Here is a 15110-nt window from a genome sequence, read left to right as displayed (position 1 = left end):
GGAGGTGGCGGTGCTCCGGTACAATGCGCGGCTCGAAACAGGTCCAACCACGGCACACCGGGTGAAGATGATGCGGGTTTTTGAAGGCGGCACGGCGGTTTCCTCCTTTCGACTGCGGACGCTGGAAACGGCGCTGGAGGAGCGTACCGGGGTGCCGGTTCGTCTGGCGGCGCGTCATCTGTATTTCGTCCAGCTGCACCGCCGGCTCCATGCGGACGAGGAGAAGCGTCTGGCTGCGCTGCTGGACGAAGGCGAGGCCTGGTCCGCTCCTGCATTCGAGGCGGTGCGCGAACCCGTGGTGATCCCGCGCCCGGGCACGATCAGCGCCTGGTCATCCAAGGCCACCGAGATTGCCCATCATGCGGGACTGGAATCCGCCGTCGAGCGGATCGAACGGGGTACCCACTGGTACGTGGGTGGTGAGCTGCCGCAGGGGCTGGAACTGGTGGACATGGCTGCGCCGCTGTTCGACCGCATGACCGAGGCGGTCATCGAGGATCCCGCGGACGCGGGCGCCCTGTTCCGCGCGGAGACGCCGCGTTCGCTGCAACGGGTGAGCCTGGAGCCGGATGCCCGGACCGCGCTGGCGCGCGCCAACGGGGAGCTGGGGCTGGCGCTGTCGGAAGAGGAGATCGATTACCTGGCCGAAGGCTATCGAGCGCTGGGACGGGCCCCGACCGACGCCGAGCTGATGATGTTCGCACAGGCGAACTCCGAACACTGCCGGCACAAGATCTTCAACGCCCGCTGGGTGGTGGATGGCGAGGAGCAGGACCGTACGCTGTTCGGGATGATCCGCGAGACCCATCGGCTCCATCCGGACGGGGTGCTGTCCGCCTACAGCGACAATGCCTCGGTGATCGAAGGCCACCGGGGGGTGCGGCTGATGCCCGGGCCCGATGGCGAGTACCGTCGCGAGGACCTGGATCTTCCGGTGCTGATGAAGGTGGAAACCCACAACCACCCGACCGCGATCTCGCCGTGGCCGGGGGCGGCCACGGGCTCCGGTGGCGAGATCCGCGACGAGGGCGCCACCGGGCGCGGATCGAAGCCCAAGGCCGGGCTGACCGGTTTTACCGTGTCCAACCTGCGCATCCCGGCGCATCCTCAGCCCTGGGAGCGGGATTTCGGAGGGCCCGATCGGATCGAGAGCGCGCTGAACATCATGCTGGAGGGGCCGATCGGCGCCGCGGCCTTCAACAACGAATTCGGGCGACCGGCGCTGTGCGGGTATTTCCGCACGCTGGAGTCCGCGTTGCCGCAACCGGACGGTAGTGAGGTCCTGTACGGTTACCACAAGCCCGTGATGCTGGCCGGCGGCGTGGGGTCGATGCGTGCCGAGCACGTGCACAAGGGCGAGGTGCCCGCACAGACGCCCATCGTGGTGCTGGGCGGTCCCGCCATGCTGATCGGACTGGGCGGCGGGGCCGCGTCTTCGATGGCCAGCGGCTCGAGCAGCGAGGCACTGGACTATGCCTCGGTGCAGCGCGGCAACCCCGAGATCCAGCGGCGCTGCCAGGAGGTGATCGATCGCTGCACCGCGCTGGGCGAGGGCAACCCCATCCGCTCCATCCACGACGTCGGGGCCGGCGGACTGTCCAATGCGATCCCGGAGATCCTGGATGATGCCGGGCGCGGCGGGCGCATGGAACTGCGCGAAGTGCCCACCGCCGAGCCGGGCCTGTCGCCGATGGAGCTGTGGTGCAACGAGGCGCAGGAGCGCTACGTGCTGGCGGTGGACGCCGCGGCCCTCGAAACCTTCCGCGCGATCTGCGAGCGCGAGTGCGCGCCGTTCGCGGTCGTCGGGCAGGCGACCGATGACGGCCACCTGCGGGTGGATGACCGGCTGTTCAACGAGCCGGCAGTGGACATGCCGATGGGCATGCTGCTGGGCGCCACGCCGAAGATGACGCGCGAGGACGCGCGCCGGGCCGCGCCGGTCACGACGCTGAAGACGGCCGGTACGGATCTGGCGGAGGCGCTGGAGCGAGTCCTCAATCTGCCGGCGGTGGCCGCCAAGCACTTCCTGATCAGCATCGGTGACCGCTCGGTGGGCGGCCTGGTGGCGCGGGATCCCATGGTCGGCCCCTGGCAGGTGCCGGTGGCCGACTGCGCCGTGACGCTGACGGACTTCGACGGGTATACCGGCGAGGCCATGGCCATGGGCGAACGTTCGCCGGTGGCGATCCTCTCGGGACCGGCCTCCGGACGCATGGCGATCGGCGAGGTGGTGACCAACCTGGCCGCCGCGGACATCGAAGGCACCCGGACGATCCGCCTGTCGGCGAACTGGATGGCCGCTGCGGGGGTGTCGGGCGAGGAGGCCGCACTGTTCGATACCGTTCGGGCGGTTGCCGAAGATCTGTGCCCGCAGCTCGGCATCAGCATCCCGGTAGGCAAGGATTCGCTGTCGATGCGCACGGTCTGGCAGGACGCCGACGGTCACGAGCGCCACATGCATGCGCCGGTAACCCTGGTGGTATCGGGCTTCGCGCCGGTGACGGACGCGCGCCGGACCCTGACCCCGGAGCCGGATGCCCGCGAGGGGGGCAGCCTGTGGTTCGTGGATCTGGCGGCCGGCCGGATTCGGCTGGGCGGCTCGGCCCTGGCGCAGACGGCGGGTGGCATCGGTGAAGTGCCCCCGGATGTGGAAGATCCGGCGGCGCTGCGCGCATTCGTGGACGCGGTCGGCCACCTGCGCCGCGAGGGGCTGCTGTGCGCCTACCACGACCGCTCGGACGGAGGCCTGATCACGACCCTGCTGGAGATGGGCTTTGCCGGGCGTCTCGGCCTGGACATCGACGTGCCGGCGGGGATGGACCCGGCTGCCTGGCTGTTCAACGAGGAACTGGGGGCGGTCCTGCAGGTGCGGGCCGGGGCGGAGGAGGCCCTGCGCGAGACGATGCAACAGGCCGGTCTCGGCGCGCATCTGCACGAGGTGGCCCGTCTGCGCAGAGACGAGACGGTCACGGTCGCGCAGGCCGGGCGGAACCTGCTGGAGTCGACGCGCGCAGGGCTCCAGCGCCAGTGGCAGGCGACCACCCGACACATGCAGCGGTTGCGCGACAATCCCGAATGCGCCGACGAGGAATACGCACGCATCGACGCCGATGACGGACTTACCGAACGCCTGCATTTCGATCCGTCGGAAGATATCGCGGCGCCGTTCATCGCCAGCGGGGCGCGGCCACGCGTGGCGATCCTGCGCGAGCAGGGGGTCAACGGTCAGCTCGAGATGGCGGCGGCCTTCGAGCGCGCCGGTTTCCAGCCGGTGGACGTGCACATGACGGACCTGCTCGAGGGCCGGCGGGATCTGGCCGACATGCAGGGCCTGGCGGCCTGCGGCGGGTTTTCCTACGGTGACGTGCTGGGCGCCGGCGGGGGCTGGGCCCGCACGATTCTCAATCACGAAGGGCTGCGCACGCAGTTTGCGTCCTTTTTCGAGCGCAACGATACCTTCAGTCTCGGCGTGTGCAATGGCTGCCAGATGCTGTCGCGGCTGGCGCCGCTGATCCCGGGGGCCGGGCACTGGCCCCGCTTCGTGCGCAATCGTTCGGAACAGTTCGAGGCGCGCCTGTCGCTGGTACGGGTGGAGCCGGGGCCGTCGGTGCTGCTGGACGGGATGGGGGGCTCGGTGCTGCCGGTGGTGGTGTCGCACGGAGAAGGGCGCGTGGAATATCCCGGCGAGGCCCCGGTGTACGATCAGGCGGCGCTGCGCTACGTGGAGGCCGACGACTCCCCGGCCGAGGCCTACCCGGCCAACCCCAACGGTTCGCCGCGCGGGGCGACCGCCTTTACCAGCGAGGATGGCCGCGCGACCATCATGATGCCGCATCCCGAACGGGTGTTCCGCACCGTGCAGCACAGCTGGCACCCCGCGGAGTGGGGCGAGGACGGTCCGTGGATGCGTCTGTTCCGCAACGCCCGGGCATTCGTTGGCTGACCGACGGCCGCACAGGGGGAAATAATGAGCGAACAGGACTGGAGCGACTGGCTGGGGGAGACCCTGACAGTGAACACATCGCTGGCGGTGGGCCCGACCAGCCGTCCGCTCACCCACGGCGAACTGGCCGAGCGTCTGGTGGACGGTATCGAACTGTTCGAGGCCGGCGGTGGACGCAACCACGCCGCCCACGGGGTGGCGGACGAGACCGCCCAGGAACTGCAGCGGCTGGAACGCAAGCTGGACCTGCTGGTGCATCTGCTGGCCGAATCGCTGGAGCCCGAACGCCCGTCGGTCCGGCCGGTCGTCATCAGCCGTGGCGGGATCGTGCTGCCGGAGGGCACGCTGCCCGAAGATGCCGATCGTCTGGCGTTGTATTTGAGCGACTTTCTGCCTCAGCCCCTGGTGCTGGGTGTCGAACCCCCGACACGTCGTAACGAGGCCCAGTTGATCCGCTGGACCCCGCATGATGACCGCATGCACGACGCCCTGGGGCGGTGGATTTTCCGTCTGCATCGACGCGACGTCGCGGAGAAACGACAGAAAGTTGACGGGGGCGGGTGATCGCTATAATACTGTGATCGGCTTCACGTATGAGGCCACTCATACCCTGACCGGAGCCCTCACGGCATGGCGACACCCGAGGAAGACGACACCGGCCTTCACATCGCCCTGGGTGGCGAGCCCGATGCCGCCCGCGACACGCGGGCCGTTCTGGCCTCCATGGGGTGCGAGGCCGAGACGCGCATCGACGCGAACGGACTCACCGATGGCCCTCGCGAACCTGCCGCCATCTGGTTGTGCGGCCCGGCATCCACGGTCGCGGCCCAGGCGGATGCCGCACCCGACAGCCTGCCAGTGGTGGCCCAGCCGACCGACGGCGGCAAGGTTGAGCACCAGGCCGTGGACTGGGTGGTGGAACACCCGGTGTCGGTTTCCCGGGTGACCCAGATCCTGCAGTGGTTGCGGTTCGGCGGTCAGCGCGTGCATGACGACGTACCCGGGCTGGTCGGTCACCATCCGACCATGGTCGGGGTCAAGCGGCTGGTGGCGCAGGTTGCGCGAACCGATGCCACCGCGCTTATCCTGGGCGAGACCGGTTCCGGCAAGGAGGTGGTCGCCCGGGCGATCCATGATGCCTCGGATCGCGCCGACAAGCCGTTCGTCGCGGTCAACTGCGGCGCGATTCCCCCGGATCTTCTGGAAAGCGAGCTTTTCGGTCACGAGAAGGGTGCGTTCACCGGGGCCTTCACCGCGCGCACCGGACGTTTCGAACTGGCGCAGGACGGCACGCTGTTCCTCGACGAAATCGGCGATATGCCCCTGCCCATGCAGGTCAAGCTGCTGCGGGTGCTGCAGGAACGGGTGTTCGAACGCGTGGGCTCGAACAAGTCGATCACCACCCACGCGCGCATCATTGCGGCGACCCATCGCAACCTCGACGAAGCCGTGGCGGAGGGGAATTTCCGTCAGGACCTGTTCTTCCGCCTCAACGTCTTCCCCATTGAACTGCCGCCGTTGCGCGAACGCGCCAGTGACATTCCGCAGCTGATCACGGCGCTGGAGGAGCGGCTGCGCGAACAGGGGGGCAGCCCCGCGCACCTGACGCCGGCGGTGGTGGCTCACCTGGAACGTCTGGACTGGACCGGCAACATCCGCGAACTGGGCAATCTGCTGGAACAGCTGTCCATCATGTACCCCGATCTGCCGGTGGACCTGGGGCAGCTGCCGCCGCGCGTGCGTCCGGAAGGGGTGGAGGATCGCAGCGGTGCGGCGCCCGAACCGGGCGGGACATCGGCCGGGTCGTTGGCCTCGGCCACCGGCCCGAACATGCCGGGACCGGATGGCCTGCCACCGGAAGGCGTCGATCTGCGTGATTATCTCAACGACCTGGAACGCTCGATGATCGAAGCGGCGCTGGCCGATACCGGTCATGTGGTGGCGCGGGCCGCGCGGCGGCTCGGCATGCGGCGGACGACGCTGGTTGAGCGCATGCGCAAGTTCGGATTGGGACGGGATTCTGACGGCTGAGCCTCCGTGGCAAGGCGTTGCCGCTGTCGAGATCCCGACGAAAACCGGCAACCTTGTTTGCAGGCCCCTGAATAACCGGGGTTTATTCATAGTGGCACACTAACTGCTTGAGGCAGTCCGAATCCCATCGACAGGACTGCACCGATGCCTCGAGCGACCCTTCTTCTGGTCAATGCCGACGCCGCCCTGCGTGAACGCGTGGTGCAGGTACTGGCCACCATCCCGCGGGTTCGCCTCCAGGACTGCAGCGAAGGGGAGCTCGAACGCTCTCTGGAAGCGCAGCGCCCCGAGGTCGTCCTGATCGCCCATCCCGCGACCGCCGCGCTGCGTGAACGGATCCCGGCACGGTTGCCGGTCGCGGTGATCAGCCCGGATGCGACCCATGACAACGAGATCGCCGCCATGCGCGCCGGCGTGGATGCCCATTTCGGCCTCCCGGACATGGCGGCGCCGCTGGCGCAGTGGCTGCGCGATCAGCTCCCCGGCCCCGGCTCCCGGGCGCGGATCCCGGAAATGGTGGCGCACAGCGAGCGCATGCGTTCGCTGGATGCCTTTGCCGAACGGATTGCGCAAACCGCTGCGACGGTCTTCATTACTGGCGAGTCGGGGGTCGGCAAGGAGGTGCTGGCGCGGCAGATCCATGCGCGCTCGGCCCGTGCTCAGGGGCCGTTCGAGGCGATCAACTGCGCCGCTCTGCCCGAGGCCATGCTGGAGGCCCTGCTGTTCGGGCACGCGAAGGGGGCCTTTACCGGCGCGATCGAGGCGCGGCCCGGCAAGTTCGTACAGGCGGACGGGGGCACGCTGCTGCTGGATGAGGTGACGGAAATCCCCGTGCATCTGCAGCCCAAGCTGCTGCGTGTGCTGCAGGAACGGGAAGTGGAACCGCTGGGCGGCCGGCGCACCCGTCCGGTCGACGTGCGGGTGATCGCAACCTCCAATCGTGATTTGCGCGAGGCGGTGGCCGAGGGGGTACTCCGCGAAGACCTGTATTACCGCCTGAGCGTGTTCCCGGTGCGGATCCCGCCGCTGCGCGAGCGGCCGGAGGACATCCCGTCGCTGGCGCGGGCGCTGCTGACCCGCGCAAGCCAGGGCCGGCTGGTGGAACTGGCACCGGAGGCCGAATCGCGGCTGATGGGGCATGACTGGCCCGGGAATGCCCGCGAACTGGCCAACGTGATGGAGCGGGCGGCCACTCTGGCCGGCGAGCGCAGCGACGGGCGGGTCACGGCCGAGTCCATCTGGCTGGATGCCGACATGCTGGAGCATGGCGAAGGTGTCAGTGCGGCTGGCGCTCCTTCCGTTCCGGCGGCTTCGGATGACGACATCCCGTCGGCCCCTCTGCTGGAACAGACCCTGCATACCCAGGAAAGCCGGGTGATCCTCAACGTGCTGCGAGAAGCGGGAGGGCGACGCAAGGAGGCCGCGGAACGGCTGGGAATCAGCCCGCGCACCCTGCGCTACAAGCTCGCGCGACTGCGCGAATCGGGCATCCATGTCCCCCGCACCGGAGTGGTCTGAGAGCTGGCCCGGCATTTGCTTGGGATTGGTTTGAGCGGGGGCGAGGCACCGTCGTCCCGTGTGGAAGCCGGAGGTAACGCATGAGTGAAATGCAGATCCAGAACGTGTTGCAGCAGATGCGGCAGCTCTCGGAAAGCGGGAGCGTCGAGGCTCCTGCGTCCGGAGGTGAAACCGGTCAGGCCGGTGGCGCCGACTTCCAGAACGTCCTGCGTGACTCGCTGCGCAACGTGAACGAGGTGCAGCAGGAGGCGACCGATCTGCAGACCCGTTTTGAACTGGGCGATGAAAACGTGTCCCTGCCGCAGGTGATGGTGGCGATGAACAAGTCCAGCCTGGCGTTCGAGGCCACCAATCAGGTGCGCAACCGCCTGCTGGATGCCTATCAGGAAATCATGCGGATGCAGGTGTAGGCCTGTAATCCCTCCGGAGAGACGTGATCATGGCCGCAGCACAGCAAAGTCTGCCCGCCGTCGTTAGCGGTGGCATCAAGGATTTCGGCACCATGCCGGCTGGCCGACAGCTGGCCCTGATCGGCATGCTGGCCGGCGCGCTGGCCGTGATCGCGGGGATCGTTTTCTGGGCGACGAGTCCCACCTTCGTCCCGCTGTATTCGTCGCTCGAGCAGGACGAGGCCGCGGAGGTGGTGACCGCGCTGGACGGGGCCGGCATCCGCTACCGCATTGATACGAATACCGGTCAGATCAAGGTGCCGCGCGGCGATGTGGGTGAAGCCCGCCTGCATCTGGCCGGTGAAGGGCTGCCGCGCTCCGGGGATGTCGGCTTCGAGCTCCTGCAGGAGGACACCGGGATCGGCACCAGCCGGATGATGGAAAGCGCGCGCCATCGCCGGGCGATGGAAGGCGAGCTGGGCCGTACCGTCTCCTCGCTGGACGCGGTCGAGCGTGCCCGCGTGCACATCGCCGAAGGACAGGATTCGGTCTTCGTGCGTGAACGCACGCCGGCGACCGCCTCGGTCACCGTGCACCTGCACGGGGGCCGCTCCCTCAGCGAATCCCAGGTCCGGGCCATCGTCCACATGGTGGCCTCCAGTACCTCGGACCTGTCGCCCGAAAACGTGACCGTGGTCGACCAGCAGGGCCGGCTGCTGACCGAGGACGGGCTGGAAGAGGGCGGCATGCGCAGCAGCGGCGACCGTCTGTCGTTCCAGGGTCAGGTGGAGCGCCGTTATGCCGAGGCGATCCGGGACCTGCTGTCGCCGCTCGTGGGCGGCGACCGCGTGCGGGTCCAGGTATCGGCGGACATCGATTTTTCGGAAATCGAACGTACCGAAGAACTCTACGACCCCGACACCATCGCGCTGCGCTCGGAGCAGATCTCCGAGGATGTCCGCGGGGACGCGGGCGAAGGACCGATGGGCGTGCCGGGCGCGCTGACCAATCAGCCGCCTGCCGGGGGTGCCGTGGGCGAAGAAGAAGGCGAAGGTGCCGAGAACGCGGAGAACGGGGCGACCGGTGAACGTTCGGGCTCGGCGACGCGCAATTACGAAGTCGACCGCCGCATCGCTCACATCCGCGAAATGCCCGGCGGCGTCGAGCGGTTGTCGACCGCCGTGGTGGTCGATTTCCGCGAGGAAGTGGGCGAGGATGGCGAGGTCCAGCGCGTCGCACGAGACGCCGAGGAGATCGAGCGTCTGGAGAACCTGGTCCGCCAGGCAGTGGGCTTCAGCGAGCAGCGCGGGGATTCGATCAACGTGGTCAGTGCTCCGTTCGAGGCGCCGGTGGAAGAAGAAATCGTCGAGGAAGAACGCCCGTTCTGGACGCAGGCCTGGTTCATGGAGCTGGCCAGGCTCATCGGGGCGCTGCTGCTGGCCCTGATCATCCTGCTGACCGTGATCCGTCCGGCCCTGAAACATCTGATGAGCGGTGCAACCGCGCGCCCGGCACAGCAGCCGCAGGCGGAATCGGACGAGAATCTGGCTCTGACCGACCAGAGCGGGGAATCCGCGGCCGGGGGTAGTGGTCCCAGCGGTGAGGGCTCCGCAGTGGCTTCGCTGACCGCACCCGAAGAGGATCAGCAGGAAATGGACCTCGAGGCCGTGCGGGGCATGGTGAAGGAAGATCCCAAGCGTGTGGCGCAGGTAATGAAGACCTGGTTGAACGAAGATGGCCGATAGCAAGAAGTCCAAACTGGATGGCGCGGAACGGGCGGCCGTGTTCATGATGAGCCTCGGTGAGGATTCCGCCGCCGAGGTCATGCGCCACATGGGGCCCAAGGAGGTCCAGAAGATCGGCGCGGCCATGGCCAACATGGAGCGCATCTCGCGCACCGACGTGAACGCGGTGCTGGAGGACTTCTCCGGGCACGTGCGCGAGCAGACCGCGCTGGGTATTGGCGCCGATGATTATGTACGCAGCGTGCTGCAGAACGCGCTGGGCGAGGACAAGGCCGAGGGCCTGATCGATCGCATCCTGCTGGGGCGCAATTCCAAGGGCATCGACGCGCTGAAGTGGCTGGACCCGCGCGCGATCGCCGACATGCTGCGCAACGAGCACCCGCAGATCGTGGCGATCGTGATGTCGCATCTGGATGCCGACCAGGCCGCCGAGACCCTGAGCTACCTGCCCAAGCGGGTGCAGTCCGACGTGGTGATGCGCATCGCGACCCTGGACGGGGTGCAGCCCTCCGCGCTGCAGGAGCTGGATGACATCCTCGACCGTCAGCTTTCCGGCAACAACACGGCCAAGACCTCGATGGTCGGCGGGGTCAAGACCGCCGCGGACATCATGAACCTGATGGACGGGTCGCGCGAGGCGGAGATCATGGATACGGTCAGCGAGATGGACCAGGACCTGGCCGGGCGTATCGAAGAGCTGATGTTCGTCTTCGACAATCTGATCGACGTCGACGACCGCGGGATCCAGACCCTGCTGCGGGAGGTGTCCACCGAGTCCCTGGTGCTGGCGATGAAGGGTGCCGACGACGACCTGAAAGACAAGATCTTCAGCAACATGTCCAAACGCGCCGCCGAAATGCTGCGCGAGGACCTGGAAGCCAAGGGGCCGGTGCGCGTGTCCGAGGTCGAGGGGGCGCAGAAGGAGATCCTGCAGGTCGCTCGCCGCCTGGCGGAGAACGGTGAGATCGTGCTTGGCGGCAAGGGCGGGGAGCAGATGCTGTGAGCGTGCACGACGCCGGGTCCGCCAGCGCGGCCTCCCTGTGGGAGCCGCCGGAGTTCGACGAGAACGGCAACGAGCCGGAACAGCGGCGCCTGCCCACCGCCGCCGAGATCGAGGCGATCGAGGAAGAGGCGCGCCAGAACGGTTTCGAGCGGGGCTACGCCGAGGGCCATGAACTGGGCAAGCAGGAGGCCGAAAAGGCGGCGCGGGCGCGCGAGGAAAAGAAGCTGCGCGAGGCCGTGGCGGCCCTGGAGTCGGTGGGTCAGGGCCTCAGTGATCCACTCGCCGAGGCTGCCGATGCACTGGAACCGGAACTGCTGTCGCTGGTGACCGCGCTGGCGCGCCAGGTAATCCGGGTGGAGCTGCAGACCCGACCGGAGATCATCCGCGAGGTGCTGGACGAGGCGATGCAGCAGTTGCCGGGACGCAACCGCAGCGTGCGGGTGCACCTGCATCCCGAGGATCAGGCCCTGGTGGAGCAATGGGGGTCCGCGCAGGCGGGCGAGATCACCTGGATCCCGGACCCGGAACTGGCGCGCGGAGGCTGTCGGGTCGAGGCGGGTGCGTCCGAAGTGGATGCCAGTCTGGAGCGCCGCCTGCGGCAGGCCGTGGAGGCCACCTGGGACGGCCACGCGAGCGTGCCGGACACGGATCCGGAGCCGCGCGAGGCGGTCGCGACGCCGGCGCATGACGGGCCGGGTACGGAGAAGCGAGAGGAAGGTCCCGGCGCCGGGTCCGCGTCCCACACCGAAGAGGAACCCGGCGACGATGCGTCGGCCCGTGATGAGGAGGATCCGGCATGACCGCCAGTATTCGCGATGCCCATACACGCCAGCGCGAAGGGCTCACCGCGGGGCTGCGCGAACGGCTGGAGCAGTCGCGCGGGCGGGTCGAACGGGTGGCGGCCCCGCAGTCGCAGGGGATCCTGTCGCGCGTGACCGGTCTGACCCTCGAGGCCGAGGGCCTGCGTCTGCCGCTGGGCGGCCGCGCCCTGATCCATGGCGAACGCGGCGAAACCGTGCCCGCCGAGGTCGTCGGATTCCAGAACGACCGGACGTTCCTGATGCCGGAGGAGGCGGCCGCCGGGCTGGTGCCCGGGGCCCGCATCGAGCCGGTGGACACCCAGCGTTCGATCCCGGTGGGCAATAGCCTGCTGGGGCGGGTGATCGACGCCCGTGGCGAGCCTCTGGACGGCCTCGGGCCGATCCGCACGCATGATCGTGCCACGCTCAACGGACAGCCGATCAACCCGCTGTCGCGCGCCCCGGTGCGCGAGCCTCTGGACACCGGCGTACGCGCGATCAACGCCCTGCTGTCGGTCGGGCGCGGCCAGCGGCTGGGCCTGTTCGCCGGTTCCGGCGTGGGCAAGAGCGTGCTGCTGGGGATGATGACCCGCCACACCAGCGCCGACGTGATCGTGGTCGGGCTGATCGGTGAACGCGGGCGCGAGGTCAACGATTTCATCCACGAGATCCTCGACGAGGAATCCCGCCGGCGTACGGTGGTGGTGGCGGTGCCGGCGGATCAGTCGCCGCTGCTGCGCCAGCACGGGGCCTGGGTGGCGACCACGGTGGCGGAACAGTTCCGCGATCAGGGGCTGAACGTGCTGCTGCTGATGGACTCGCTGACCCGCTTCGCCCAGGGCGCGCGCGAGATCGCGATGGCCATCGGCGAGCCGCCGGCCTCCAAGGGCTATGCGGCCTCGGTGTTCGCGCGCCTGCCGCAGCTGGTGGAGCGTGCCGGCAATGGCGACGTGGGCGGGGGCTCGATCACCGGATTCTATACGGTGCTGGCCGAGGGAGATGATCCGAACGATCCGATCGTGGACGCCGCGCGGGCGATCCTTGACGGGCATGTGGTGCTCTCGCGCGAGATCGCCGAGACCGGTCGCTACCCGGCCATCGACGTCGGTGCATCGATCTCGCGCGTGATGAGTGCCCTGACGACCCCGGAGCACGAGAAGGCGGCACGGCGGTTCCGTGATCTGGCCGCCACCTATCAGCGCAACCGTGACCTGGTCTCGGTGGGGGCCTACCGCAAGGGTGCCGATCCGCACCTCGACCAGGCCGTGGCGATGCATGACCGGCTGGAGCAGTTCCTGGCGCAGGGCACGACCGAGGCGGTGGATTTTGCCACCGCGCGGGATCAGCTGATCGCACTCACCGGGAGCGGGGCATGAATCCGCAGCGCATCGAACGGCTGTTGCGTATCCGCCAGATCGGCGAGACCGAGGCGACTCGCGAACTGGGCGAACGCATCGCTCAGCTGAACGCCGCCGAGGCCCAGCGCGAGCAGCTGGAAACCTTCCAGCAGGAATACCTGGCGGCCTCCATGCCGCAGGACCCCAACACCCTCAAGTGGCTGGCCGGCATGCGGCAGAAGCTGCGCGAGGCGCTGGAACAGCAGGCCCTGCGCATCCAGGCGGCCGAAAGCCAGGTGGAGACGGCGCGCGAGCAATGGCTGGAACACCATCGCGACTGCATGTCGCTGGAAAAGCTGCTGGAACGCACGCGAGCCGAAGACCAGCGTCATCAGGCCCGGCGGCAGCAGGTGGAACAGGACATGTGGGCGACCCGCCAGGCCTTCGCACGGGAACCGGAATCCGGCGAACGCACGGTGAACTGGCAGGAATCTTGAAAGGTATGGATACGCAGACCCCGCAGGGGCAGACGCGCGCGGTGCGCGCAACAGGCGAGGACGGGACATGATCGCAGCACAGGCATCGGGACAGGGGCTGGGAGCGCTGGCACAGCTGCTCGACGGCGGCGAGGGCATGGATCGGCTCAAGGAATTGAAAGACAAGGGAAAAGGCGGGGAAGACGGTTTCCTGAAGGCACTCCGCCCGCAGCTGGAAGCGATGCTGGGCGCGCTCGGGGTGGATGATTCCGAGCTGGCCGAGCTGGATCTGGAAGGACTGATCCAGCGCTTCCAGGATCTCCTGCAAGGGCAGGATCTGACCGCTGTGGACGGCATGCAATTGCCGCCCGGCTGGCTGACCGGCGAGGAAGGTGACGGAGAGATCGACGGCCGCGAGCTGCGCAGTCTGCTGGAAGACGGGCCCGGGTCCGGAGCGGCGGGCGACGGCATCCCGGTTTCCCTGATGCGTCTGTTCCTGCAGGCCGGTCCGGAAGGGCAGAACCCGGGGTCGCGGCTGCAGGAACTGGCTCCCGGGGCGCTGACCGGCGGTGGCTCGCGTGAAGGGACCACCGAGGTCCTGGCCCAGTGGCTGACGCAGGCCTCGGAATCGGCGCGCAGCGGCCGTGAGAATGCCCAGGCACTGGCCCAGCCGGCAGCCCAGGCCTCCGATGCCGAGGGTGCGCGGGGCGGCGGGATGCGGCTGGATCTGACCCGCCTGCTGCAGACTTCGGGTGATCGCCAGCTTGCGGAGCAGATCCAGATGATGGCGCAGGCCCGCGGCGGGCGCACCGAGATGAAACTGCATCCGCCTCAGCTGGGGGTCCTGGATGTGCGGGTCAGCATGGAGGGGGACCGTGCCAGTGTACAGTTCTTCAGTACCAACCCCGTGACCCGTGAGGTGCTGGAAGCGGCAATGCCGCGCCTGCGTGACAGTCTCGCCGACAGCGGGCTCGAGCTCGCCGATGCCTCGGTGTCGGATGAACCGCCGGACGATTCCGCGGATACCGAGATGGCCGGCGACGGTTACGGAAGCGGGGATGAACCCGGCGTCGCCACGGGTGCGGAGGGCGAAGGGAGCGAGGACGATGAAGGTCCCGTCGCTCCCGGCAGCACCCTTTCCTTCCTCAACCGTCGGGTGGACCTGTTTGCCTGAGGCCCGTTCCGGCAGACCGGCCGCCAGAATCTCGACTTCTCGCTCGATGGAGCGTCCGGTTCGTTGACGCATACGCCGGGCGCTCGACCCTCGGGATGACGAACGACACCCCTAAAGTGGGTTCAACTCTCTGTTTATAAAGTAGTAATGATTCATGGCACCGCGCTTGCTTGGGTTCCGTCAGCGAATCCACGCAATGCGGGTGTGTCATGGCGGAGAAGGAAGTCGAACTGGAGAACAAGGGGGGCGGCGGCAGGAAATGGATGATCATCATCCTCCTGGTCGTTGCGGTTCTGCTCGCCGGCGGCGGGGGCGCGGCCGCCTGGTTCCTGCTGTCGCAGGACGCTGACGAAATGGCGGAAGATCAGCCGCCCGAGCGCCACTATTCGTCGCTCGATCCCATGACGGTGAACATCGATGCCCCGGGAAGCGTGCAGTTCCTGCGCGTGCAGATCGGTCTGGTGTCCACCGACCCGGCGGTCCTGGAAGCCGTGGAAGATCACCTGCCCGTAGTCCGGAACGACATCCTCGGCGTCCTCTCGGATCAGGAATATACCGAGCTGAACACGCGGGAAGGCAAGGAAGCGCTGGCGGAGGATCTGACGGCCACTGTCCGTGCGATCCTGGAGTCGCGCGAAGCGCCCTCCGATCTGGAGCGCGTGGTGTTCACCGAACTGGTCATGCAGTAAGGCGC

General features: G+C 68.1%; 12 protein-coding genes. All 12 read left to right on the top strand.

The window, feature by feature from the left end; genetic code table 11:
• The first annotated feature begins 70 nt into the window (after positions 1-70).
• A complete protein-coding gene (gene purL, locus F573_RS0107905) occupies positions 71-3943 on the top strand; it encodes a phosphoribosylformylglycinamidine synthase (protein WP_026300854.1) in 3873 nt (1290 codons plus the stop codon).
• 24 nt (positions 3944-3967) lie between these two features.
• Positions 3968-4507 carry a PilZ domain-containing protein gene (locus F573_RS0107900; protein WP_018869495.1) on the top strand — a complete coding sequence of 180 codons (540 nt, stop codon included), beginning with the start codon at positions 3968-3970 and terminating at the stop codon, positions 4505-4507.
• 66 nt (positions 4508-4573) lie between these two features.
• The gene (locus F573_RS0107895; protein WP_019022117.1) at positions 4574-5974 is read left to right on the top strand and encodes a sigma-54-dependent Fis family transcriptional regulator; all 1401 of its coding nucleotides are present in this window, start codon (positions 4574-4576) and stop codon (positions 5972-5974) included.
• Positions 5975-6118: 144 nt separating this feature from the next.
• Positions 6119-7492 (top strand): sigma-54-dependent Fis family transcriptional regulator, encoded by a 1374-nt coding sequence (locus F573_RS0107890; protein ID WP_019022116.1) that lies wholly within the window; start codon positions 6119-6121, stop codon positions 7490-7492.
• A gap of 80 nt (positions 7493-7572) precedes the next feature.
• Positions 7573-7902 (top strand): flagellar hook-basal body complex protein FliE, encoded by a 330-nt coding sequence (gene fliE, locus F573_RS0107885; protein ID WP_019022115.1) that lies wholly within the window; start codon positions 7573-7575, stop codon positions 7900-7902.
• 29 nt (positions 7903-7931) lie between these two features.
• Positions 7932-9626 (top strand): flagellar basal-body MS-ring/collar protein FliF, encoded by a 1695-nt coding sequence (gene fliF / locus F573_RS0107880; protein ID WP_026300853.1) that lies wholly within the window; start codon positions 7932-7934, stop codon positions 9624-9626.
• A complete protein-coding gene (gene fliG, locus F573_RS0107875; protein ID WP_019022113.1) occupies positions 9616-10629 on the top strand; it encodes a flagellar motor switch protein FliG in 1014 nt (337 codons plus the stop codon). Before fliF ends, fliG begins: the two co-directional genes overlap by 11 nt.
• Positions 10626-11429 (top strand): FliH/SctL family protein, encoded by an 804-nt coding sequence (locus F573_RS0107870; protein ID WP_019022112.1) that lies wholly within the window; start codon positions 10626-10628, stop codon positions 11427-11429. The genes fliG and F573_RS0107870 overlap by 4 nt, the downstream gene beginning before the upstream one ends.
• Positions 11426-12805 carry a FliI/YscN family ATPase gene (locus F573_RS0107865; protein WP_019022111.1) on the top strand — a complete coding sequence of 460 codons (1380 nt, stop codon included), beginning with the start codon at positions 11426-11428 and terminating at the stop codon, positions 12803-12805. The genes F573_RS0107870 and F573_RS0107865 overlap by 4 nt, the downstream gene beginning before the upstream one ends.
• Positions 12802-13263 (top strand): flagellar export protein FliJ, encoded by a 462-nt coding sequence (gene fliJ / locus F573_RS0107860; RefSeq protein WP_018945937.1) that lies wholly within the window; start codon positions 12802-12804, stop codon positions 13261-13263. The genes F573_RS0107865 and fliJ overlap by 4 nt, the downstream gene beginning before the upstream one ends.
• A gap of 67 nt (positions 13264-13330) precedes the next feature.
• Positions 13331-14416 (top strand): flagellar hook-length control protein FliK, encoded by a 1086-nt coding sequence (locus tag F573_RS0107855; RefSeq protein WP_019022110.1) that lies wholly within the window; start codon positions 13331-13333, stop codon positions 14414-14416.
• Between the two features lie 209 nt (positions 14417-14625).
• A complete protein-coding gene (gene fliL, locus F573_RS0107850; RefSeq protein WP_018869485.1) occupies positions 14626-15105 on the top strand; it encodes a flagellar basal body-associated protein FliL in 480 nt (159 codons plus the stop codon).
• Positions 15106-15110: the final 5 nt, after the last annotated feature.

This window comes from Thioalkalivibrio sp. ALE23 (assembly GCF_000378545.1).
Lineage (GTDB): Bacteria > Pseudomonadota > Gammaproteobacteria > Ectothiorhodospirales > Ectothiorhodospiraceae > Thioalkalivibrio.
This window is presented reverse-complemented; position numbering and strand designations above follow the sequence as displayed.

Excerpts from the sequence above, each read along its gene's own strand:
- purL (WP_026300854.1), top strand. The coding sequence starts at position 71 with ATGCGGGTTTTTGAAGGCGGCACGGCGGTTTCCTCCTTTCGACTGCGG.
- F573_RS0107900 (WP_018869495.1), top strand. The coding sequence starts at position 3,968 with ATGAGCGAACAGGACTGGAGCGACTGGCTGGGGGAGACCCTGACAGTG.
- F573_RS0107895 (WP_019022117.1), top strand. The coding sequence starts at position 4,574 with ATGGCGACACCCGAGGAAGACGACACCGGCCTTCACATCGCCCTGGGT.
- F573_RS0107890 (WP_019022116.1), top strand. The coding sequence starts at position 6,119 with ATGCCTCGAGCGACCCTTCTTCTGGTCAATGCCGACGCCGCCCTGCGT.
- fliE (WP_019022115.1), top strand. The coding sequence starts at position 7,573 with ATGAGTGAAATGCAGATCCAGAACGTGTTGCAGCAGATGCGGCAGCTC.
- fliF (WP_026300853.1), top strand. The coding sequence starts at position 7,932 with ATGGCCGCAGCACAGCAAAGTCTGCCCGCCGTCGTTAGCGGTGGCATC.
- fliG (WP_019022113.1), top strand. The coding sequence starts at position 9,616 with ATGGCCGATAGCAAGAAGTCCAAACTGGATGGCGCGGAACGGGCGGCC.
- F573_RS0107865 (WP_019022111.1), top strand. The coding sequence starts at position 11,426 with ATGACCGCCAGTATTCGCGATGCCCATACACGCCAGCGCGAAGGGCTC.
- fliJ (WP_018945937.1), top strand. The coding sequence starts at position 12,802 with ATGAATCCGCAGCGCATCGAACGGCTGTTGCGTATCCGCCAGATCGGC.
- F573_RS0107855 (WP_019022110.1), top strand. The coding sequence starts at position 13,331 with ATGATCGCAGCACAGGCATCGGGACAGGGGCTGGGAGCGCTGGCACAG.
- fliL (WP_018869485.1), top strand. The coding sequence starts at position 14,626 with ATGGCGGAGAAGGAAGTCGAACTGGAGAACAAGGGGGGCGGCGGCAGG.